General features: G+C 68.5%; 17 protein-coding genes and 1 pseudogene. 9 read left to right on the forward strand and 9 right to left on the reverse strand.

Annotated elements, in window-relative coordinates:
- Window positions 1-80: 80 nt before the first annotated feature.
- Both NRY95_01335 and NRY95_01340 read right to left on the reverse strand, forming a co-directional pair.
- Window positions 81-2,018: a peptidase M61 gene (locus tag NRY95_01335; protein UYC16657.1), complete on the reverse strand. Its 1,938-nt coding sequence runs from the start codon at window positions 2,016-2,018 to the stop codon at window positions 81-83.
- Window positions 2,019-2,168: 150 nt separating this feature from the next.
- Window positions 2,169-2,384, reverse strand: coding sequence for a hypothetical protein (locus tag NRY95_01340; protein ID UYC18461.1), 216 nt, complete (start codon window positions 2,382-2,384; stop codon window positions 2,169-2,171).
- Between the two features lie 268 nt (window positions 2,385-2,652).
- On the opposite strand from NRY95_01340, the pseudogene NRY95_01345 reads away from it, so the two are divergent.
- Together NRY95_01345 and NRY95_01350 are read left to right on the forward strand one after the other, a co-directional pair.
- Window positions 2,653-3,314: pseudogene (locus NRY95_01345) on the forward strand (sugar O-acetyltransferase).
- On the forward strand, window positions 3,296-3,742 hold the full coding sequence (locus NRY95_01350) for a universal stress protein (GenBank protein ID UYC16658.1): 447 nt from the start codon (window positions 3,296-3,298) through the stop codon (window positions 3,740-3,742). The pseudogene NRY95_01345 and the gene NRY95_01350 overlap by 19 nt, the downstream one beginning before the upstream one ends.
- Before the next feature lie 471 nt (window positions 3,743-4,213).
- Here NRY95_01350 and NRY95_01355 read toward each other — a convergent pair whose 3' ends face one another.
- Window positions 4,214-4,501: a DUF2782 domain-containing protein gene (locus tag NRY95_01355; protein ID UYC16659.1), complete on the reverse strand. Its 288-nt coding sequence runs from the start codon at window positions 4,499-4,501 to the stop codon at window positions 4,214-4,216.
- 347 nt (window positions 4,502-4,848) lie between these two features.
- Between NRY95_01355 and polA the strand changes: the two genes are divergently transcribed.
- Window positions 4,849-7,617, forward strand: coding sequence for a DNA polymerase I (polA, locus tag NRY95_01360; GenBank protein UYC16660.1), 2,769 nt, complete (start codon window positions 4,849-4,851; stop codon window positions 7,615-7,617).
- A 151-nt stretch (window positions 7,618-7,768) separates the two neighbouring features.
- Here polA and NRY95_01365 read toward each other — a convergent pair whose 3' ends face one another.
- Window positions 7,769-7,972: a hypothetical protein gene (locus tag NRY95_01365; protein UYC16661.1), complete on the reverse strand. Its 204-nt coding sequence runs from the start codon at window positions 7,970-7,972 to the stop codon at window positions 7,769-7,771.
- A gap of 343 nt (window positions 7,973-8,315) precedes the next feature.
- On the opposite strand from NRY95_01365, the gene NRY95_01370 reads away from it, so the two are divergent.
- Entirely contained in the window at window positions 8,316-8,795 is a 480-nt protein-coding gene (locus NRY95_01370; protein UYC16662.1) for a DUF421 domain-containing protein, read from the forward strand.
- A gap of 71 nt (window positions 8,796-8,866) precedes the next feature.
- On the opposite strand, the gene NRY95_01375 is transcribed toward NRY95_01370, so the two are convergent.
- From NRY95_01375 to NRY95_01395, 5 genes are all read right to left on the reverse strand, one after another.
- A complete protein-coding gene (locus tag NRY95_01375) occupies window positions 8,867-9,133 on the reverse strand; it encodes a DUF2164 domain-containing protein (protein ID UYC16663.1) in 267 nt (88 codons plus the stop codon).
- Window positions 9,130-10,029 (reverse strand): oxygen-dependent coproporphyrinogen oxidase, encoded by a 900-nt coding sequence (gene hemF / locus NRY95_01380; GenBank protein ID UYC16664.1) that lies wholly within the window; start codon window positions 10,027-10,029, stop codon window positions 9,130-9,132. Before hemF ends, NRY95_01375 begins: the two co-directional genes overlap by 4 nt.
- Before the next feature lie 351 nt (window positions 10,030-10,380).
- On the reverse strand, window positions 10,381-11,388 hold the full coding sequence (locus NRY95_01385; GenBank protein UYC16665.1) for a hypothetical protein: 1,008 nt from the start codon (window positions 11,386-11,388) through the stop codon (window positions 10,381-10,383).
- Between the two features lie 42 nt (window positions 11,389-11,430).
- Complete coding sequence (locus NRY95_01390) at window positions 11,431-11,994, reverse strand: hypothetical protein (GenBank protein UYC16666.1); 564 nt, start codon at window positions 11,992-11,994, stop codon at window positions 11,431-11,433.
- Between the two features lie 223 nt (window positions 11,995-12,217).
- The gene (locus NRY95_01395; protein ID UYC16667.1) at window positions 12,218-14,605 is read right to left on the reverse strand and encodes a prolyl oligopeptidase family serine peptidase; all 2,388 of its coding nucleotides are present in this window, start codon (window positions 14,603-14,605) and stop codon (window positions 12,218-12,220) included.
- 254 nt (window positions 14,606-14,859) lie between these two features.
- Between NRY95_01395 and NRY95_01400 the strand changes: the two genes are divergently transcribed.
- The 5 genes from NRY95_01400 to NRY95_01420 all read left to right on the forward strand — a co-directional run bounded on the left by NRY95_01400 (window position 14,860) and on the right by NRY95_01420 (window position 21,161).
- Entirely contained in the window at window positions 14,860-16,260 is a 1,401-nt protein-coding gene (locus tag NRY95_01400) for a cytochrome ubiquinol oxidase subunit I (GenBank protein ID UYC16668.1), read from the forward strand.
- Window positions 16,260-17,276, forward strand: coding sequence for a cytochrome d ubiquinol oxidase subunit II (gene cydB / locus NRY95_01405; GenBank protein ID UYC16669.1), 1,017 nt, complete (start codon window positions 16,260-16,262; stop codon window positions 17,274-17,276). Before NRY95_01400 ends, cydB begins: the two co-directional genes overlap by 1 nt.
- Window positions 17,277-17,421: 145 nt before the next feature.
- A complete protein-coding gene (locus NRY95_01410) occupies window positions 17,422-18,783 on the forward strand; it encodes an AMP-binding protein (GenBank protein ID UYC16670.1) in 1,362 nt (453 codons plus the stop codon).
- 278 nt (window positions 18,784-19,061) lie between these two features.
- Window positions 19,062-19,631 (forward strand): hypothetical protein, encoded by a 570-nt coding sequence (locus tag NRY95_01415; GenBank protein UYC16671.1) that lies wholly within the window; start codon window positions 19,062-19,064, stop codon window positions 19,629-19,631.
- Window positions 19,632-19,646: 15 nt separating this feature from the next.
- Entirely contained in the window at window positions 19,647-21,161 is a 1,515-nt protein-coding gene (locus NRY95_01420) for a hypothetical protein (protein ID UYC16672.1), read from the forward strand.
- The last annotated feature ends 62 nt before the right edge of the window (window positions 21,162-21,223 follow it).

Consider the following 21,223-nt stretch of genomic DNA (forward strand, 5'->3'; position numbering starts at 1 on the left):
TCAGGCCATGGATGCACGGACATGCCACTGCGTGTCCGTGCATCGACCATGGCTGCCGTCGTGTTCCGGCTACCGATGCTTCAGCGGCGTGCCGCGATGATCTGGCTCAAGCTGTCCGGCGTGCCGTCCACCCGCACCAGATGCGGATACTGCAGGCCATCGTGGTAGTTCACGTCCACGCTGCGCACGCCGCCCTGGAACTTCAGCGTCAGCACGATCGGCGCGGTGCCGCCCTTGGCGTCGGCGATGGCCTGCTTGAGCGTCTCGCGCGTGTAGTCCTGGCCATTGACCGCCAGCAGCGTGGCGCCGCTGCTGACCCCTGCCTTGAACGCGGGCCCGTCCCACACCACGTCGTTGATGCTGGCATCGTCGTTCATCACCAGGCCCAGCGACCAGGCGAAGTTGTAGCGGTGGCGCGCCGACTGGTGGCGGCTGTCGTACTGCTTCTCGAACGCGCTCGGCTGGTCGCTATAGACCAGCTTCCAGCCGCTGGCCTGCAGCCCTTCCAGCAGCGGCGGGTTCACCGCATCCACGCGGGGTGCGAGGTAGCCGGCCCAGTCGAACGCGGCCACGCCATCGAGTGCGGCGACCACGTCGTCGAAGGTGTAGGTTTTGACCGTGTGGCTGCCATCGTCCACGCCGAAGAAGGCCTTGGCGAAATCGTCCAGCGACTTGCGGCCGTGGCTGAGCGCACGCAGCTTGGCATCCACCGCCAGCCACAGCATCTGCCCGCCGCTGTAGTAGTCCTCGCTCATCTGCCAGCTGCGGTAGGGCAGCGGCGCGCGATGCGCGGCGGTGGGGTCGTTGGTGGTGTCCTCCAGCGAGCGCCACTGGAAACCCTCGCGGTTGCGGTCGTAGTTGGCCGCGGTCATCGCCAGCGCATCGCGGAACTGTTCCGGCGTCCACATCCCGGCGCGCGCGGTGAGCACATAGCCCCAGTACTGGGTCTGCCCTTCGTAGACCCACAGCAGCGAATCGCCCATCGGCACGTTGAAGGTGGGCGTCCACAGATCGGCCGGACGGCGGAACTTGCCGTTCCAGGAGTGCGTGTACTCGTGCGCCAGCAGATCGCGGTCGGGTGCGTTGTCGGCCCAGGCGCTGAAGTAGTCCGCCTCCAGCCCGTTCTCGCTGGACTGGTGGTGTTCCAGGCCGTTGCCGCCCAGCACATCGGACAGCGAGAACAGGAAATCGTAGTGGTCGTAGTGGTGCGAGCCGAACAGCTTCAGTGCCTGCACCGCGAGGTTGCGATGCGCCTGCAGCTGCGCGGGCGTGATCTCCAGGAACGTCGGCGTATCGGCAACGACATCCAGGTGCACCGGCGCGCTGCCCGGCGGGGTGAGATCCACGCGCTTGAAATGGCGTCCGGCGTAGATCGGCGAATCGACCAGCGTCTCGAAATCGACCGGCTTGAAGGTGGTGCTGGCGCCGGACTGCGTGGCGGTCTGCAGCGCCGTGCCGAACTGCCACCCGGTCGGCAGGGTCACGCTGGGGACAACGGTGATGCCATGCGAGTAGTGCCCGGCCGGATACAGCGCCAGCTTGTTCCACTCCAGCTGCAGCATCTTGTCGGTCATCTCGAAGCCATCGTCGCGCGGCGACAGGTACTGGAAGCGGGCCTCGATCGCGGACACACCCGGCGGCACGTCCACGTGAAAGGTATAGACATCGAAGGTGTCGCGGCGCCACGCCAGCGGCGCGCCGTTGGCGGTGAGCGTCAGCCCGGCCAGCATCGCCACCGGCCCGCTCGGCGAATGGTCGCCGGGGATCCACTGCGGATACTGCAGCGTCAGCCGCCCGGGCGCGACGGGAATGGACTCGCGCACCCGGTAGATGCCCTGGCGCACGTCGCCGGCATCCACCTGCAGCGCGATGCTGCCCGGATACGGCGTGTCCTGCGGTGGCGGCACATCGGGCGTGCGCACGGTCTGCGCACCTGCCGCGCCGGCCAGCGCCAGGGAAAGGCCCAGGGCCAGCGCCAGGCGCGCGCGGCGGGGGAGGGAAAGGATAGCGGCGGGCATGGCGGGGCTCCGGGATCTGGATCGGGTTGAGTCAAGCGCGCGACATTAGCACCCCAGGGGACGGCCCAGTGCGGCAGATGGATCGGCCCGTGGCGGCGGCGCGCGATCGTGGCCGGTGCCTAGCGCGGTCGCTTCGCCACGCTCCATTTCCTAGCTGAAGGTGGATTCGATGCGCTTGCTTCCGATCGACAGTGTCGACGTATTGGCATGCACCACCAGCGTGAAGGGAGGCACGCACTGGTCGCGGCCGCTGTAGATGAGCAGCAGCTCTTTGCGCTTGGTGTCGAAGGTCTTTACCTGGAAGCTTTGGCGCAATACGACGCCCTTGGTGTCGCCCGGTTCGTAGAAATGGATACTGGCGATCAACGGACGATCGGTGTGGCCGATCTCGAACGTCATGCTGTAGCCGCCGCCTTCGAACGCAAGCGTCGACGTGGCATGGGTCGGCGTGCTGAACGACATCGCGAGGAGAGTGGCCAGGCAGAAAAGGCGAAGTTTCACGCGATCACCCAATGACGATCAGGTCGCCGGTCTGCGGCAGTGCAGAACGTATTGCCCATGCGGCGAGGACATCACAACGCAGGTGCCGCGGTCGATGCGATCATGCGCCTTCCACACCGCCTGGGAGGGCAGAATGCGTAGCGAGAAAGACAAGATGCTGGCCGGCGAGCCGTATCGCCCTGGCGATGCCCAGTTGCAGGCCGAGCAGGCCGTGGCCAAGGCATGGATGGTGCGCTACGACGCGGCGCTGGCCGACCCCCCGGCGACGTGGCGTGCGTTGCTGGCCGAGCAGTTGGGTGCGGTCGGGCGCGGGGCGGTGGTGCGGCCGCCGTTGCATTGCGACTACGGCGACAACATCCATCTGGGCGAGGACGTGTTCCTCAACCGCAACTGCGTGATCCTGGACGTGTGCAAGGTCGGCATCGGCGACGGCACGCAGATCGGGCCGGCGGTGCAGCTGTATGCGGCCGACCATCCGCGCGATGCGGCGCAGCGTGCGGCCGGGCTGGAATTCGGCGGCCGCTGACGATCGGCCGCCATGTGTGGATCGGCGGCGGGGCGATCGTGCTGCCCGGGGTGACGATCGGCGACGATGCGGTGATCGGCGCCGGCAGCGTGGTCACCCGCGAGGTGCCTGCCGGTGCGCGCGTGGCCGGCAATCCCGCGCGCGCTGGCGCCGCCACCGTCGGGCAATTGATCCGGGTCAAGGCGCGGCGTCCACGCCGGGTGTCCAATGCTGCCCATGCCGCTGCGAGCGGCGTTACCGGAGCACGCATATGTACCAGCGCATTCTGATCGCGATCGATGGGTCCGAGTTGTCCGCCAAGGGGCTGCAGCAGGGCCTGGCGCTGGCCGCCCGGCTCGGTGCGGACGTGGATGTGGTCACCGTGTCCGAGCCCTGGGCGATGGGCATGTACGACGCGATGGGGTGGAGCGTGGGCTACGAGGCCACGCCCGAATACCGGCAGGATCGGGAGGAGGGGGCGCAGAAGATCCTGGCGCCGGCGCTCGCCGCCGCCGAGGCCACCGGCGTGATCGCGCATGGCTGCCACGTGCTCGACCGCTATGCGGCCGAGGGCATCATCGACATCGCCACGGCGCACCGCTGCGATCTGATCGTGATGACCTCGCACGGCCGCCGTGGCATGAGCCGGGTGCTGCTCGGCAGCCAGACCGCCGAGGTGCTGGCGCGCAGCCAGGTGCCGGTGCTGGTGATTCGCTGAGGGCAAGGGTTCTTCGGGAAGGGGAAGCGGCCGGCGCCAGCGCATCGCCGCACGACGGGGCGCGCCGACGGCGGAGGCCATCAGGATCGCGTCTTCGTTCGTCGCGGTTGAAACCCCCTCCTACAGGGAGCCTGGCGTGCTGGCTGGGTGCGCTGCAGGAGGGGCTTTAGCCCCATGCCTTTCAACGTTGTTGGCCGGACCCGATAAAAATCAATTGGTTACAACTGCGACGCGCGAGCGCAATTCGCTACACGCTGTTGCCTCTTGCAACACGATCAGCGGGAAATCAGCCGGTTGCAAAAGCGGGCCAGCAAAGACGTTGAAAGGCATGGGCTTCAGCCCCGACCGCGCGGAGCATCCGCCTGTCCACCAGGCCTGCGTTCGCGGCCGATGGCCCAAGGGCCACCCAACGCCGCCCGCCAAAGGCGGTGTTCGGGACTGGATCGCGAATCCCCAGCCCCAATCCCCGCGTCACCAGCTATACAACTTCCAGTACACCGGCGACACGTTGTCCTTGTTGCCGTCCATGTGCCCGTCGCCGTTCTGGTCGTACAGGTAGTAGGCCGGAGCGTTGGCCGGAGTCACCTTGACCGCGCGCAGCTGGCCGGAGACCCGGTATTCGTCCACGCTGTCGCCGTTGTCCATCGTGCGGTGGGTCACGTCCGCGCCGCGGACGTCCACCGGTGGGCCGTCGGGGCCGATCCCGGTCGAGGCGCAGCCCGCCAGCAGCAACAGCGGAACCAGCATCAGGGCTTTCATCGCAGCATTCTCCACAGCCGAAGTCGTCGCCGCCGATTATGCGCCGCGCGGCCGCATTCGGTGCGCCAAGGGCGCAGCCGCGTGCTCCCAATTCCGCCAGACGCTTCGCGCCGGACCCTCACCCCAACCCCTCTCCCGAGGGGAGAGGGGCTAGGCTGTTCCTTCTCCCACCGGGACCATGGCCCCCTTTTCGGGGGAAGGTGCCCCGCAGGGGCGGATGAGGGTCCGGGCGAAGCCTCGTACACCCAAACTCCACTACTCGCTTCGCGCGCACCCTCCCCCCAACCCTCTCCGGGCGGAAGAGGCGCCAAGGCGGTCCCAAGCCGCGCCCGGCGTAGAATTGCCCGATGAGCCGATTAGTCCTGATCGACGGGTCCAGTTACCTGTATCGCGCGTTCCACGCGCTTCCCCCGCTGACCAACCCCGCCGGCGAGCCCACCGGCGCGCTGTTCGGCGTGGTCAACATGCTGCGCGCCACGCTGAAGGAGCGCCCCGAGTACGTCGCCTTCGTGGTCGATGCGCCGGGCAAGACCTTCCGCGACGACCTGTACGCGCAGTACAAGGCCAACCGCCCGCCGATGCCCGACGAGCTGCGTGCGCAGGTCGAGCCGATGTGCCAGATCGTGCATGCGCTGGGCATCACCATCCTGCGCGAGGGCGGCGTGGAGGCCGACGACGTGATCGGCACCCTGGCCCTGCAGGGCGCCGGCGACGGCCTGGAGGTGACCATCTCCACCGGCGACAAGGACTTCGCCCAGCTGGTGCGCCCCGGCGTGCAGCTGGTCAACACCATGAGCGGCAGCCGCATGGACTCCGACGCGGCGGTGATGGAGAAGTTCGGCGTGTGGCCGAGTCAGATCGTCGACCTGCTGGCGCTGATGGGCGACGCCATCGACAACGTGCCGGGCGTGGACAAGTGCGGCCCCAAGACCGCGGCCAAGTGGCTGGCCGAATACGGCTCGCTGGACGGGGTGATGGCCAACGCCGACGCGATCAAGGGCAAGATCGGCGAGAACCTGCGCGCGGCGCTGGCGCGGCTGCCGCTGAACCGCGAACTGGTCACGATCAAGACCGACGTGGCCCTGCCCGGCGGCCCGCGCACGCTGGGCCTGCGCGAGCAGGACCCGGAGCAGCTGCGCGGCCTGTACCAGCGCTATGGCTTCACCCAGGCGCTGCGCGACCTGGACGGCGGCGTGGCCGCCCCGGCCGGCGCCGCCGAGGTCGCGCCCAGCCTGCGCGGTACCGCCGCCGGCTATGCCCGCGCCGCTGCGCCCATCGATGAAACGCTGGACCCGGCGCTGGCCGCCAAGGGCGAATACGCCGCGATCATGACCCCGGAGCAGTTCGAGGACCTGCTGGCGCGCCTGCGCGCGGCCGACGGCTTCGCCTTCGATACCGAGACCGATGCGCTGGACGCGATGCGTGCCAACCTGGTCGGGCTCAGCTTCGCGATCGAACCGGGCCGCGCCGACTACCTGCCGCTGGGCCACGACTACCCCGGCGCGCCGGTGCAACTGGACCGGACCCTGGCGCTGGCGGCGCTGAAACCGCTGCTGGAAGACCCGGCCAAGGCCAAGGTCGGCCAGCACGGCAAGTACGACCTGCACGTGCTGCGCCGGCACGGCGTGGACGTGCGCGGCTACGCCGACGACACCATGCTGGAGAGCTTCGTGCTCAATTCCACCGCCAGCCGCCACGACATGGACTCGCTGGCGCGGCGCTACCTGGGCTACGCCACGGTCAAGTACGAGGACGTGGCCGGCAAGGGCGCCAAGCAGATCGCGTTCTCGCAGGTGGCCATCGACGACGCCACCGGCTATGCCGCCGAGGACGCCGACATCACCCTGCGCCTGCACCGCGCGCTGTCCGCGCAGCTGGACGCCGAACCGGCGCTGGCCAAGGTCTACCGCGAGATCGAGATGCCGCTGGTGCCGGTGCTGGCGCGGATCGAGGCCAACGGCGTCAGTGTGGACATGGCCGAACTGCGCAGGCAGAGCCAGGACCTGAGCCAGCGCATGCTCGCCGCGCAGCAGAAGGCCACCGCGCTGGCCGGGCGCACCTTCAACCTGGACTCGCCCAAGCAGCTGCAGGCGGTGCTGTTCGACGAGCTGAAGCTGCCGGCGCTGCTGAAGACCCCCAAGGGCCAGCCCAGCACCAACGAGGAGGCGCTGGAGGCGATCGCCGACCAGCACGAGCTGCCGCGGGTGATCCTGGAGTACCGCGGCCTGGCCAAGCTGCGCAGCACCTATACCGACAAGCTGCCGGAGATGATCAATCCCGACACCGGCCGCGTGCACACCAGCTACCACCAGGCCGGCGCCGCCACCGGACGCCTGTCCTCGGCCGATCCGAACCTGCAGAACATCCCGATCCGCACCGACGACGGCCGCCGCATCCGCCGCGCCTTCGTCGCCCCGCCCGGGCGCAAGCTGATCGCCTGCGACTACTCGCAGATCGAGCTGCGGATCATGGCCCACCTGTCCGAGGACCCGGGCCTGCTGCGCGCCTTCGGCGCCGGCGTGGACGTGCACCGCGCCACTGCCGCCGAGGTGTTCGGGCGCAAGCTGGAGGACGTCACCAACAACGAGCGCCGCGCCGCCAAGGCGATCAACTTCGGCCTGATGTACGGCATGAGCGCGTTCGGCCTGGCCCGCAACCTGGGCATCGGCCGCGGCGAGGCGCAGGACTACGTGGCGCTGTACTTCAGCCGCTACCCCGGGGTGCGCGACTTCATGGAGCGCATGCGCGAGCAGGCGCGCACCCAGGGCTACGTGGAGACCCTGTTCGGCCGCCGCCTGTACCTGAACGACATCAACGCCAAGCAGCAGGGCCTGCGCGCCGGCGCCGAGCGCGCGGCGATCAACGCGCCGATGCAGGGCACCGCGGCGGACATCATCAAGCGCGCCATGGTCACTGTGGACGCCTGGCTGGAGCCGCACCGCGCGCGCGCGCTGATGATCCTGCAGGTGCACGACGAACTGGTGTTCGAGGCCGATGCCGACTTCGTCGACACGCTGCTGCCCGAAGTGACCCGGCTGATGGCCGGCGCCGCCGCGCTGAAGGTGCCGCTGGTGGTGGACAGCGGCGTCGGCGACAACTGGGACGAGGCGCACTAGCCTTTTCTCGGGACTCGGGACTCGGGACTCGGGACTTGCCGGTGCCGCTGCGGCGAAGACGGCGCCGGCGCTGCGCCCGGCCCGGGTTGGTCACCTGGCAGCGAGCGCACCCAACGCCGCGGTCGCGATGCAGCAGTGCGACTGAACGCCTTCATTCGGCCGCGTAAGCGTCTGCGGAGCGATGCGGACGGCGGAGGGATGCGCGGCGTCCGTGCCCGATGCGTTCGGCGTCATCGCCAGCATGCGCCGCCGGATCGCGTCGCTGCTGGAACATCGGCGCGGCAAATGACGAACAGCGCACGGTTTCAGGCTCCACTCCGCAGCGCAAACGATCGTCCGCCGTGTTCTTGCGCACGGATCCCTCCTATAAAAAGCGGTTGTTTCTGACACCCTGCGCTGCACTGGATTTCGTGAATGAATCGGCCCTAAATTCGATGAATTTTTAACTGAAATCTTCACGAACTAGCAAGGTGCAAAATGTTTTTATATCCCTCGACAGGCGCAATACCTGTCGCGGATCTCCTCCCATCCCCTGGAGCAGATCCAGGAACGGCGACTCCTCCCCAAGTCTCCGTTCCCTGGCCCCGCCGACCTCCCCCTGGTCCGCGGGGCTTTTTTATTGCCTGCGAAAAAATCCAGCTCAGCGCCATCGCCGCCGGCGTCCGTCGCGGCGCCACCACCAACCTGCGAGCCGTGCGATGCCCGATCTTTTTCATTTGTCGATGCCGTGGTGGGAATTCATTTTCCGCGCGGTGGTGGTGTATGTGGCGGTGCTGAGCATGGTGCGGGTGTCGGGCAAGCGGGCGATGGGGCAATTGACACCGTTCGACATGCTGCTGATCGTGCTGCTCGGCAACGCGGTCCAAAACGCCCTGCTCGGCGAGGACACCTCGCTTGGCGGCGGCCTGTTGCTGGCGGCGACGCTGATCGCCCTGAACTTCGCGGTCGGCCTGATCACCTCGCGCAGCGATCGCGCCGAGCGCCTGATCGAAGGCGAGCCGGTGGTGCTGGCGCGCGACGGCCACGTGTTCCGCCAGGTGCTGCGCCGCGAACTGGTCAGCAACGCCGACTTCCAGGCGGCGATGCGCCAGCAGGGCTGCCCCGGCCTGGACAACGTGCGCCTGGCGCTGCTGGAGACCAACGGCCACATCACCATCCTCACCAACAAGGACAGTTGAGCGCGAATGCCGCGCGGAGGCAACCGCGGGGCGGTCGCCGCGCTGCTGCCGGCAGTGCGAGCTGCGGCGGGCTAGCGGCGCGGCTCGGTCGGTCGCTCCAACTGGTAGAGCGCGTCGTCCAGCGCGTCCAGCTGGGTGGCCAGCAGCGCGCGCGCATCCTGCAGGCCGCGGTTGTAGAACTGCGCGCCGATGCGCTCGGCGACGAAATCGAGCAGGAATTCGGCCTCGAAGCCACCGATCTGCTGCTGTAGCTCCTCGCGCAGATAGCGCTGCAACTGCTCGGCGATGCGTGCCTTGTCCTCGCGCCCCAGCACGCTCGATGGCAGCGGCGCGCTCATGCCAGCCAATCGCGCGGCACCAGGTAGTCGGCCAGGCGCGCTTCGGCGCTGCCGGGTTCGGGCTGGAAGCCGTATTCCCAGCGTACCCGCGGCGGCAGGCTCATCAGGATGCTCTCGCTGCGGCCGCCGCTCTGCAGGCCGAACAGGGTGCCGCGGTCGTAGACCAGGTTGAACTCCACGTAGCGCCCGCGCCGGTACAGCTGGAATTCGCGTTCGCGTTCGCCCCACGGCAGGTCGCGGCGGCGCTCGACGATCGGCAGGTAGGCGTCCAGGAAGCCGTCGCCGACCGCGCGCTGGTAGGCGAAGTCGCGCTCGAAGTCGGCGTGCAGGTCGTCGAAGAACAGCCCGCCCACGCCGCGGGTCTCGTTGCGGTGCTTGAGGAAGAAGTACTCGTCGCACCAGCGCTTGTGCGCGGCATAGCGGTCCTGCCCGAACGGCGCGCACAACGCCTGCGCGGTGCGGTGCCAGTGGCGCACGTCCTCGTCGAACGGGTAGTACGGGGTCAGGTCGAAGCCGCCGCCGAACCACCAGGCCACGGTTTCGCCGTCGCGCTCGGCGCGGAAGAAGCGCACGTTGGTATGGGTGGTGGGCAGGTAGGGGCTGTGCGGGTGGAACACCAGCGACACGCCGGTGGCGCGCCACGAGGCGCCGGCCAGTTCCGGGCGGTTGGCGCTGGCCGAGGGCGGCAGGCGCGTGCCGGACACGTCGGAGAAGCCGATCCCGGCCTGCTCGAACAGCGCGCCGTCGCGCAGGATGCGGGTGCGCCCGCCGCCGCCCTCCGCACGCTGCCACAGGTCTTCGGCGAAGCGGGCGCGGCCGTCGGCGGCCTCGATGGCGGCGCAGATGCGGTCCTGCAGCCCGGTCAGGTAATCGCGTACTCGGTCGAACTCGGTCATGGTGGCGGTAGGCAGTCAGGCGGGGGAGGGGGGCCACCTGTAGCTGGGCGACAGGCAGCGGCGTGCCGCGCATTATTGCGTGCCGGTCGCCGGCGGCTGTTAACGCGATCGGATGACCGCATTGCGGTGCGCTGCGTTCAAGCGTCGAGGCGCGGCGCCGCGGCTGGCTGGGCGCCCGGGCGCCTTTCCGGGCCGTCCGCTGCCATGTGCCTGGGGGTGTCATCCATTGCAGGGCAGGTCGCAGCCCCAACCCGCAGGACCACGCTTGCGCGTGCGCGCTGCCGTGTCGGCGCCGAGGTGGACACGCCTGCGCGGCAGTGGCGTGAGTCGCCCGGGGAGGCAGGACACGCCCTAGGGCGCCGTGGCCCCGCAGTGGTCGGCCTCGTCGCCGAAGAACACCACGAAGCGGTGCGCGCGATCCAGGCCGAGCAGCCGCTTCGCGCCGAGCGGACGCAGCCGCCATGGCTGTCCATCCTGCTGGCGCAGTGCGACCTGGCCGTCCTGCAGACGCGCTTCCATCACGTTGCCGTTGCCGTCGCGCACGCGGCCATCGGCGCCGAACTGCAGGCTGATCGCGTCGCCGATGGGGGCGATGAAACGGCCGCATGGCAGCCGTGTGGCCGGCGGCGACTGCAGCAGCGCCGCGTCCACGTCTTGCAGTGCCGTGGTGCGGCCGCAGGCCACCGGATCGGACAGGGCGCAGGCCTGTTCCAGCAGCGCTTTCGCCTGCAGGAACTGGCCGTCGTCCCACTGCCGTTCCGCCGCCGCAGTGCAGATCTGCGGGGAGGCGCTGCGCTGGCACACGGCTTCGGGCTGCACGGCGGCCCCGGCCCGGCCGGGGGTGGCGGTCGCCGTCGCGGCGGGATCGAGCAGCGCACGGCAGGCGAACGGCAGCTGCGGCCCGCACAGCGCTGCGGCTTGCGCCTGGTCGCCTCGCGCCAGCCGCTGCGCGCAGGCCGGCAGGTCCGCGCGGCATTGCGCGATCGCCGCGGTCGCCGCCGGGACGGAGGCGGCGCACGGCGCGCTGCTGCCGCGCCGATAGACGGTGCCGTCCGCCGCACGGACCTGCGCGGCGTCCGCCGACAGCGTGTAGCGCTCGCTGCGGCCGCTGGCCAGATCGAACAGCTGCAAGGCGTTGCCCTCGCGCTGCAGATGGAAGCGCCGCGGCGTGTCCTGCTCCGGTTCCAGCCGCGCGCTGTCGGCGCTGTCCAGGGACAGCGCGTTCTGCGCGCCGTCCACGTACAGGCCGCAGACCGGGGCGGCGGGCGTGGCGTCGGCGCAGGCGGCGACGCCGAGCCAGGCCAGCGCGAACAAGAGGGTGCCGGCCGGGAAGCGGCGGCGGTGGGCATGCGATGTCATCGGAAATCCTTTTCGAAGCCGGCGCGATGCCGGCGGGTGGGATCAGCTGCGGAATTCGGCGCGGATCGCCGGCCGGTACAACTGGTAGACGATCCAGCCATGCAGCGCGGCGAAGACCAGCGCGGTCACCGTGGCGGTGGCGATGCTGATCGTGCGCCCGGTCTGCAATTGACCGAGCAGCTGCGCGCCTTCGGCGGTGTGCCGCATCGCTTCGGGCAGCACCTGGTTCAGCGCTCCGAAGAATTGCCACAGCACCGGCAGACTGGCGAAGTTGGCCAGGCCGGTGACGATCAGGAAGAGCACGAAGCACAGCCGCGCCCATTCGCGCCGTCGCAACAGTCCCCAGCCAGCGGCGCTGAACAGCAGCGCCAGCAACACGGACAGCAGCGACAGGGCGAGCATGTGGTCCAGGCACCATTGCAGCAGCGCCGGCAGCGTGATGCCGATGCGCAGTACCACGCCTTGCAGCGCGCCATCGGGCAATAGCGCCAGCACCGCCAGCTGGCCCAGCGCGTACAGCAGCCAGACCACGCCGAGCACCAGCGAGATCTTCGCCATCGTGTCGATCATCGGGTTGCGTGCGGCGGGCAGGGGCGGTGGCGGCATCGGCGGTCCTTCGATGGGTGGCGCGGCCGGTGTGCCGCGAAGCGTCGGGCAAGGATAGGGCGGGTTGCTGCCGGCGCAAGCGAGCTGTGTCCCTTCGCCCGTCGGTCAGCGGCAAGCCGGCGCTTCGCTCGTCGCCACTGAAGTCGCTCCCACAACAGCCCCTGCGTTCCGCAGGCGGCCCTGTAGGAGGCTTCCGCCGCGACTGCTTGCCGCAGGCAGGCGCCTACTTCAACTGCTGCTCGAACAGCTTCAACACCCGCTTGTATTCGTCCAGCCACGAGTCGGCGCGGGTGAAGCCATGTTTTTCCAGCGGGTACGGGGCGATCTCCCAGTTGTCCTTGTGCAGCTCGATCAGCTTCTGGCTCATGCTCACCGAATCGCGGAAGAACACGTTGTCGTCGACCATGCCGTGGGCGATCAGCAGGTGGTCGCGCAGGCCGGCGGCGTATTCGATCGGCGAGGAGGCGCGGTAGGCCTGCGGGTCCAGTTCCGGGGTGTTGAGGATGTTGGCGGTGTACTCGTGGTTGTACTGGGTCCAGTCGCCGACCGGGCGCAGCGCGGCGCCGGCCTTGAACGTGCCGGGGCTGCGGAACAGCGCCATGTAGGTCATGAAGCCGCCGTAGGAACCGCCGTAGATGCCGGCGCGGTCGTGGTCGCCCTGCTTGTCGGCGACCAGCCAGTCCAGGCCGTCCAGGTAGTCCTCCAGCTCCGGATGGCCCATGTTGCGATAGATCGCGGTGCGCCAGTCGCGGCCGTAGCCGGCGCTGGCGCGGTAGTCCAGGTCGAGCACCACGTAGCCCTTCTGCACCAGCAGGTTGTGGAACATCTGCTCGCGGAAATACGGGGTGTAGCGCGCCGACACGTTCTGCAGGTAGCCGGCGCCGTGCACGAACATCACGATCGGGTAGCGCTTGCCGGGCTCGGGATGCTGCGGGCCGTAGTACTTGCCCCAGACCACGCCGGCGCCGTGCCTGGACGGCACTTGCACGTACTGCGGCTGGATCCAGTCGCGCGCCTTGAACGCGGCGCTGCGCGTGTCGGTCAGGACGCGCGCGCTGCCGCCGGCCACCGGCACCACCGCCAGCTGCGGCGGCAGGTAGCTGCCCGAATAGCGCACCAGCAGCTGCTGGCCGTCCGGCGACAGCGCGAAGTCTTCCACGCCGTCGAGTGCGGTCAGTTCGCTGACGCGGTCGTCGCGCAGGTCGAGCTTGCACACCTCGTAGTCGCCCGGCCACTTGCGGTTGCACAGGAACAGGAAGCCCTGGCCGTCGGCAGTGGCGACCGGCGCGGAGACTTCCCATTTGCCCGAGGTGCGTTGCCGCGGCTTGTCGTTGCCGCGCTGGGTGTACAGGTGCGCATAGCCGGATTGCTCGGACAGCAGCCACAGCGTCTGGTTGTCCGCCAGCCAGCCGAAGTCGTTGAAGCTCCAGCCGATCCAGGCCGCATCGGTGAGGCGGTGGCGGTTCTGCAGCGTGGCCTTGTCCAGATCGACGCTGGCGATCCAGCGGTCCTTGTTGTCCACCGCGCGCAGCATCACCGCGGCATTGCGGCCGTCGTCGCTCCAGTGGATCGCCGGACCGGCGCCATCGCCGTCGGTCTCCACGCGAATCGCGCGCGGGCCCTTCAGCGGCTCCTGCCTGGCCGCCTTGCGCAGCGCCGCCAGCGGATCGGCGTCGATGCCGGGCAGGGCGGCGACGTCGAGCTTGCGCGCGCTGCCGGCGCTCACGTCCACCAGCCACAGCGTCTGCGCCAGCGGCGGATTGCGGCCGACGCGGGTGCGGGTTTCCTGGAATTCCTCGTAGCCCGATTCGGTCACGTACTTGGGCATCTTGCCGTCGCGGCCTTCGTCGCCGCCCTTGGCGTGGGTCACCACCAGCAGGTGGCGGCCGTCCGGCGACAGCGCGCTGTCGTCGATGGCCACGTCTTCGCCCAGGTACACCGGCGCCGGCGCGCGGCTGCCGTCGGCGCGGCGCCAGGCTTTTTCCTGCTGCCGCGCCAGCTCGCGCTGCGCGCGATCGCGGGCCAGGGTTTCCAGGGTGCGCAGCTGCTGCTCGCGCAGCGCATCGGGCTTGGGCGCGGCGTCGGGATCGCGCTCGGCCTTGAGCACCGCCGCCTGCAGCGTGCCGCCGCCGGCGCTCCAGCGGTACCAGTCGTTGCCGACCCGCCACAGCGCGCCGCCGTCGGTGGTGAACTGCGGGCGCGCCGCGGCGTCGTTGCTGCGGGTCAGCTGGGTCAGCGCGCCGCTGCGCAGGTCGCGCAGGAACACGTCGCCGTTGCGCACGAACAGCATGCGCTGGCGGCGCGCGTCGTAGACCGGGTTGGCCGCGTCCAGGGTACTGCGCTGGGTGTCCTCCACCCGCTGCGCGGCGGCGCCATCGGTGCCCTGGCGGTAGGTGTCGCGCACCGGGCTGCCGGCGCGCTTGAGCTGGTACTGCACCTGGCGCCCGTCCCAGGCCCACCATGCCGCCTCGACCGGCGGCCCGATCCAGTCCGGATCGGCCATCGCCTGCTCGATGGTCAACGGGGCGGCGGCATCCTGCGCGGCGGCCAGCGGCGCCAGGCAGGACAGGGACAGGGACAGCAACACAACGCACAGGGTTACGCGACGCATCTGGATTCCGGACGAACGGGCAAGCGGGGAGGGTAGCAGGGGGGCTGGGAATCGGGAATCGGGAATCGGGAATGGCAAGAGCGGTTTCCTGAGAGGCTGTTGACCGCGCGTGCAATGCAGATGCAGACGAAGTGCCTTTGCCATTCCCGATTCCCCATTCCCCACTCCCAGCCCCCTGCGACAAGACGTCACACGCAATTTCGCCCGGCTGGGCCAACAATGGCGGCCATTCACGGTTTCTCGAGCAAAGGTCCATGGACGCAGTGCTGCTTTCGCGCATCCAGTTCGGATTCGTCATCAGCTTCCACGTGTTGTTCCCGGCCTTCACCATCGGCCTGTCGAGCTGGCTGGCGTTCCTGGAATGGCGCTGGCTGCGCACGCGCGACACGCTGTGGCGCGACCTGTATTTCTTCTGGCTGAAGATCTTCGCCGTGTCGTTCGGCATGGGCGTGGTCAGCGGCATCGTGATGAGCTTCCAGTTCGGCACCAACTGGTCGGTGCTCAGCGAGCGCGCCGGCAACATCCTCGGCCCGCTGCTCAGCTACGAGGTGTTGACCGCGTTCTTCCTGGAGGCCTCGTTCCTCGGGGTGATGCTGTTCGGCTGGCGCAAGGTGCCGGAGAAACTGCATTTCCTGGCGACCTGCCTGGTCGCGGTCGGCACGCTGATCTCCACCTTCTGGATCCTGTCGGCCAACAGCTGGCTGCACACGCCGGCCGGCTACGCCATCGTCGATGGCGTGTTCCAGCCGGCCAGCTGGCGCGAGGTGATCTTCAATCCGTCGTTCCCGTACCGGCTGGCGCACATGGTGCTGGCCGCGTTCATCACCACCTGCTTCGTGATCGGCGGGGTCAGCGGCTGGTATCTGCGCCGCGGCGTGCACGTGGACGTAGCCGGGCGGATGCTGAAACTGGCGGTGGCGTTCGCCGCGATCGCGGTGCCGCTGCAGATCGCCGCCGGCGACGCGCATGGTTTGAATACGCTCGAGCACCAGCCGATCAAGGTGGCGGCGATGGAAGGCCATTGGCATGGCGAGGCGCCCGGCGCCGGCGTGCCGCTGGTGCTGTTCGCGGTGCCCAACGAGCAGGCCGAACGCAACGACTACGAGGTCAAGATCCCGCGCGTGGGCAGCCTGATCCTGACCCACACGCTGGACGGGGAGATCGCGCCGCTGACCTCGGTGCCCGCCGACCAGCGGCCGCCGGTGAAGCCGGTGTTCTACGCGTTCCGGATCATGGTCGGATTGGGCATGGCCATGCTCCTGCTGGCCTTCGCGTCGCTGTGGTTCTGGTGGCGCGGCACGTTGCTGCGGCAACGCTGGCTGCACCTGGCCTGGAACGCGATGCTGCCGGCCGGCTTCGCGGCCTTGCTGGCGGGCTGGTTCGTCACCGAGATCGGGCGCCAGCCGTACGTGATCTACGGGCTGCTGCGCACCCGCGACGCGGGCAGCGCGATCAGCCCGGCGATGGTGTGGGTGTCGCTGGGCGTGTACGTGGCCGCGTACGCCTTCGTGTTCGGCTTCGGCGGCTGGTACATCCTGAAGATGCTGCGCAAGGGGCCGCTGCCGCACGAGCCCGAGCCGCAGCTGCACGATGGCGACAGGACGCCGGCGCGGCCGATCTCGGCGGCCGGCGACGCTCTCGAGGAGACGCGCTGATGGACATGGCCACCGTGCTGCCGGTGATCTGGTTCGGGGTGATCGGGTTCGGCGTGCTGATGTACGTGCTGCTGGACGGCTTCGTGCTCGGCCTGGGCATCCTCGCCCCGTTCGCCGAGGACGAGGACCAGCTCGACCTGATGATGAACACCGCCGCGCCGATCTGGGACGGCAACGAGACCTGGCTGGTGCTCGGCGGCGCCGGCCTGCTGGCCGCGTTCCCCAAGGCCTATGCGTTGATCCTGTCGGCGCTGTACCTGCCGGTGCTGCTGATGCTGATCGCGCTGGTGTTCCGCGGCGTGGCGTTCGAATTCCGCTTCAAGGCGCATCGCTCCAGGTACCTGTGGGGCTGGGCGTTCGCGCTGGGCTCCCTGTGCGCGGCGTTCTGGCAGGGCGTGATCCTCGGCGCGCTGGTCGAGGGCATGCCGCTGCAGGGCGGCAAGTATCTCGGCGGCGTGCTCGGCTGGTTCAGCCCGTTCTCGATGCTGACCGGCGCGGCGGTGGTGTTCGGCTATGCGCTGCTCGGCGGCAGCTGGCTGATCCTGAAGACAGAAGGGCCGATGCGGCGCATCGCGCGTTCGCTGACCCGGCCGCTGGTGCTGGTGGTGGTGGTGTTCATGGGCCTGGTCAGCGCCTGGCTGCCGTTCCTGGACTCGCGGATCATGGCGCGCTGGTTCCACGACGGCCATTTCTGGTGGCTGTCGCCGGTGCCGCTGCTGGTGCTGCTCAACGCGTTCGCGCTGTGGCGCGCGGCGATGGCGCAGGGCCGCGATGCGCGCCCGTTCGTGCTGACCCTGTGCTTCTTCGTGCTCGGTTTCTTCGGGCTGGTGCTGGGCATCTGGCCGAACATCGTGCCGCCGGGGCTGAGCATCTGGGACGCGGCGTCGCCGCCGTCCTCGCAGGGTTTCGTGCTGGCCGGACTGGTGGTGCTGCTGCCGGTGATCCTGGGCTATACGGCATGGTCGTACCGGGTGTTCCGCGGCAAGATCACGGCCGACAGCGGCTACCACCACTGAGTTCTTCGGTGGAATCGCGGCGCGCGTGCGGCGTGCCGCCATCGCGTGAGCAGTGCGCCCGGCTTGCCAGCGACGGCGGTGGCCGCCAAGCTACCGATTCGCGCTGCCCGTTGCGGGCCAGTCGCCCGCCGAGTCTTCGCCACGCATGCCTGTCGCTTCGTCCGCCGTTTCCCCGCCGCTCCTGCATCCGCTTGCCATCGGCGACCTGCACCGCCCGCTGGCCTACGCCGGCGGCCAGCACATCGATCTGGCCACGTTCCTCGGCCATGTGCGCGGCCTGGCGGCGGCGCTGCCGCCGGGGCGGCATGCGCTGAACCTGTGCGAGGACCGCTACCGGTTCATGGTCGCGTTCTGCGCGGTGGCGCTGCGCGGGCAGACCTCGCTGCTGCCGTCCTCGCGCGCGCCGGCAGTAGTCGCCGAGGTGCAGCGCAGCCATGCCGACAGCTATTGCCTGGGCGACCTGGCGCTGGCCGAGTCGCCGCCGCGCTACTGGCAGCTGCCCGACCCGTTGCCGAGCCTGGACGGCGCCATGCCGCAGCTTGCGGCCGATGCGCTGGTCGCGATCGGCTTCACGTCCGGCAGCACCGGCGCGCCCAAGCCCAACCCCAAGACCTGGGGCAACTTCCTGACCAGCACGCGCCAGGACCTGCTGGCGCTGGTCGGCCTGTGGGAGGCGGACGCGGTGCCGCAGGTGGTGGCGACGGTGCCGCCGCAGCACATGTACGGCATGGAGCTGTCGGTGTTGCTGCCGCTGGTGACGCCGCTGGCGGTGCATGCCGGGCGGCCGTTCTTCCCCGAGGACGTGGCGCGCGCGCTGGCGCAGGTGCCGGCGCCGCGGCTGCTGGTGACCACGCCGGTGCACCTGCGCGCGCTGGTCGAATCCGGCATCGCCCTGCCGCCGCTGGCCGGCATCGTCTCGGCCACCGCGCCGCTGGCGCAGGACCTAGCCGCGGCCGCCGAGGCGCGTTTCGGCGGGCAGGTGCGCGAGATGTTCGGCTCCACCGAAACCTGCGTGTTCGCCAGCCGCCGCACCGCCTGCGAGGCGCAGTGGACGCCGCTGCCGGGCGTGCGCGTGGCGCCGCAACCGGACGGCACCCTGGTGCACGCGCCGCACCTGCCGCAGCCGGTGCTGCTGGCCGACCTGATGGACGTGGACGCCGACGGCCGTTTCCAGGTGCGCGGCCGCCAGGCCGACCTGCTGGAGATCGCCGGCAAGCGCGCCTCGCTGGCCGACCTGACCCGGCGCCTGCTGGCCGTGCCGGGCGTGGTCGACGGCGCGATGCTGCAACTGGAGCCGGAGCCCGGCCACACGGTCGGCCGCATCGCCGCGGTGGTGGTCGCGCCGAGCCTGGACGAAGCCGCGATCCTGGCCGCGTTGCGCCGCGAGCTGGACCCGGTGTTCCTGCCGCGCCGCCTGCGCAAGCTCGATGCCCTGCCGCGCAATGAGACCGGCAAGCTGCCGCGCGACCGCTTGCTGGCATTGTTGGCGGGCGCGCGCGCGGGCTGAGTTGCGGCTTGTGGCGTTGCGCCCATCGCGCGGCGCTGAGTCTTGTCGAGTCCGGGTCAGCGCGGATTGTGCATTGGCCGCAGATGCCTGATGGCGCAGCGCCAATGGTTTTGGAGGGCTCGATTCGTATACTGGCCCCGTCGCTCCGTGCATCAGGGACGTTTCGCATGCGCTATCGCGCTTCTCCCGTCTTCGCCGCCCTGTTCCTCGTGGGCGCCTGCGCCTACGTTCCTGCGCGAACGTCTTCCGTTCCGACTCCCGCCAAGGAAACTCCTGCCATGACCTCGTCCGCCACGCCCGGCGCTGCCGATCAGGCCGCAGCGCCCTCGTCTCCGAAGTTGACGGCCGAACAGATGCTGACGCGATTGCTGGCCCTGATTCGCACCAGCAAGAGCGTTGCCGAGTTCACGCCGCAGCGATTGAGCGAGGTGATGGGGGTGGAGGTCGAATATTCGGAGAAAGGAGTGGAGCGTTATGGGTTCGGCGAAAAAGTGAGTCCGGAATGGACTCATGGCTTTGAGGTCAACACAGGCAAGCCCTATCCGCGATTGGATTTTGGATTCAATCCGATCGTTCGAGGTGCTTCGCCAGACATGCAGGATATATGTCGCCTCGACTTCGATCAATTCGCCAGCCAACTGGAGGCGATGGGTTTCACTCGTCAGCATAATTTCGATTCGCCTCCGCAGCCCCCTCCGGGGCAACCGAGTCTGCCGAATGGTCGACTTTTATACGACTATTTTGATCGTCCAGGCATGCACGTCGAGGTCTACCCGGAAGGCGAACGGGTGTGGACACCGGGAGCCGGTAGCGGTCGTTCTTGCGTCAAGATGGTCATTGTCACTTGATGGCAGGAGAACATCATGACGGCACTCAGCTCGCAATCTCAAGGTGTCATTGCTGCGTTCGCAGCTCAGCCAGGCGTCACCCAAGATCAAGCCAGTAACTTGCTGGCGATCATAAATGCGTCCCCTACATTGATAGATCATTTTAACGCGGCTGTTGAGCAACGGCACTTGAGGCAGGTCTTACCCTTGACAAACCCCAATGCAGGTGGCGAATACGATGCTCAAAACCATGCCATGCGCATCCCCTTGGCGCGACTTGCTACGCCGCCAGGAGGGCGGTTGTCAACCGCAGGCGAGATCACCTTCGTGTTGGGTCACGAACTGCAACATGGATTCAATGCTGCTGCCACCAAGCAAGCACTCGCGGATTTCGACAGTGCCGTTAAAGATATTGCTCGGCATCATCCAGCACCTCGCGATTACACCGATCCTGCCATGACTTTGCTGGCTCAGAATCGTCGTGATGAGGCCGAGGCAGAAATTGCAGGCTGGAATGCAATTGTGGGCAAAGTAAGGGCGGCTAATTCGAATCCCACGCTGGAGGAAATCTACAGGGAGCAGCCGGGTCGAATGGCCGATTTCATAGATATAACCAATGGTCCGCGTGGTTTTTCCTACAGCCTGAAACCAAATCTAAGTATAAATCATGACCTCACGCTCAGCCCGACGTCTGCCAATCTGGAAGCGATGGGGCAGAACTATTTCGATAAGCCGGCTAGAAACCCCGGTGGCCTGGGTGCTCTCGGCAACTCGGACTACCCGAATTACTACGCAGTGAATCCGATCTCGTTCATTGCGCAGACGGAGCGTTCGCTGCATCCGCCGCAGCCCGGTGACAACACCCCGCAAATGATGCTGAATCTATCGCGCCTGCATCTGCGCGAGCCGCTGCTGGAGGAAAACGGACTGAACCTTGGCCGGAACACGCAACCGCTGCCATATTTGGACAGCAGTACGCAACCGCCTACCGCAGGATTGTTCCAGCACACCATCGACACCCACCGGCATGTCGCTCCAGTCGCAAATCAGTTGCCTGAGGTCGAGCCTGCCTTCAGACACGGCGGTACGCCTCCACATGGCTCTGATCCCACGCACCCGGAGCATTCCGATCACGCCCTGCTGGAACAGATCCGCACCGGCATGCGCAAGCTCGATGCTGGCCTGGGCAAGGCCTACGACGACGACAGCGAACGTCTCAGCCGCAGCCTGCTGGCGGCCTGCAAGGACAACCGCGACATGTATCCGGGCAAGGCCGATTATTCGCTGGCGGGCAATGCGCTGGATCGGGTCGACCACGTCGTGCTGGGCAAGACCGGCAATCTCATCGCCGTGCAGGGGGCGCTGGACGATCCGGCGATGAAGCGCGCGATCGTTCCGGTGGAACAGGCGCTGGCCACGCCGGTGGAGCAGTCGGACCAGAAGCTGGCGCTGGCCAATCAGGCGCTCGCGCAGGAGCAGCAGCGCACCGCGCAGCAGCAGGAACTCGCCCGCGGCATGGACGAGCCATCGCGTGCGATGCCGGGGCGTTAGCGGCCGCGCCCTGTCCGTTGCTGTGCTGTGGCCGTGCCGCCGTCCTGGCAGCCCAGGGCGGG

This window comes from Xanthomonas campestris pv. phormiicola (genome assembly GCA_025666215.1).
GTDB classification, from domain to species: domain Bacteria; phylum Pseudomonadota; class Gammaproteobacteria; order Xanthomonadales; family Xanthomonadaceae; genus Xanthomonas_A; species Xanthomonas_A campestris_A.

What these genes read in the sequence shown, in the direction of transcription:
- NRY95_01415 (UYC16671.1), top strand. Translation starts at nt 19,062, where the DNA reads ATGACCTCGTCCGCCACGCCCGGCGCTGCCGATCAGGCCGCAGCGCCC.
- NRY95_01400 (UYC16668.1), top strand. Translation starts at nt 14,860, where the DNA reads ATGGACGCAGTGCTGCTTTCGCGCATCCAGTTCGGATTCGTCATCAGC.
- NRY95_01375 (UYC16663.1), bottom strand. Translation starts at nt 9,133, where the DNA reads ATGAGCGCGCCGCTGCCATCGAGCGTGCTGGGGCGCGAGGACAAGGCA.
- NRY95_01390 (UYC16666.1), bottom strand. Translation starts at nt 11,994, where the DNA reads ATGCCGCCACCGCCCCTGCCCGCCGCACGCAACCCGATGATCGACACG.
- NRY95_01370 (UYC16662.1), top strand. Translation starts at nt 8,316, where the DNA reads ATGCCCGATCTTTTTCATTTGTCGATGCCGTGGTGGGAATTCATTTTC.
- NRY95_01350 (UYC16658.1), top strand. Translation starts at nt 3,296, where the DNA reads ATGTACCAGCGCATTCTGATCGCGATCGATGGGTCCGAGTTGTCCGCC.
- NRY95_01420 (UYC16672.1), top strand. Translation starts at nt 19,647, where the DNA reads ATGACGGCACTCAGCTCGCAATCTCAAGGTGTCATTGCTGCGTTCGCA.
- cydB (UYC16669.1), top strand. Translation starts at nt 16,260, where the DNA reads ATGGACATGGCCACCGTGCTGCCGGTGATCTGGTTCGGGGTGATCGGG.
- NRY95_01395 (UYC16667.1), bottom strand. Translation starts at nt 14,605, where the DNA reads ATGCGTCGCGTAACCCTGTGCGTTGTGTTGCTGTCCCTGTCCCTGTCC.
- NRY95_01335 (UYC16657.1), bottom strand. Translation starts at nt 2,018, where the DNA reads ATGCCCGCCGCTATCCTTTCCCTCCCCCGCCGCGCGCGCCTGGCGCTG.
- polA (UYC16660.1), top strand. Translation starts at nt 4,849, where the DNA reads ATGAGCCGATTAGTCCTGATCGACGGGTCCAGTTACCTGTATCGCGCG.
- hemF (UYC16664.1), bottom strand. Translation starts at nt 10,029, where the DNA reads ATGACCGAGTTCGACCGAGTACGCGATTACCTGACCGGGCTGCAGGAC.
- NRY95_01410 (UYC16670.1), top strand. Translation starts at nt 17,422, where the DNA reads ATGCCTGTCGCTTCGTCCGCCGTTTCCCCGCCGCTCCTGCATCCGCTT.
- NRY95_01385 (UYC16665.1), bottom strand. Translation starts at nt 11,388, where the DNA reads ATGACATCGCATGCCCACCGCCGCCGCTTCCCGGCCGGCACCCTCTTG.
- NRY95_01355 (UYC16659.1), bottom strand. Translation starts at nt 4,501, where the DNA reads ATGAAAGCCCTGATGCTGGTTCCGCTGTTGCTGCTGGCGGGCTGCGCC.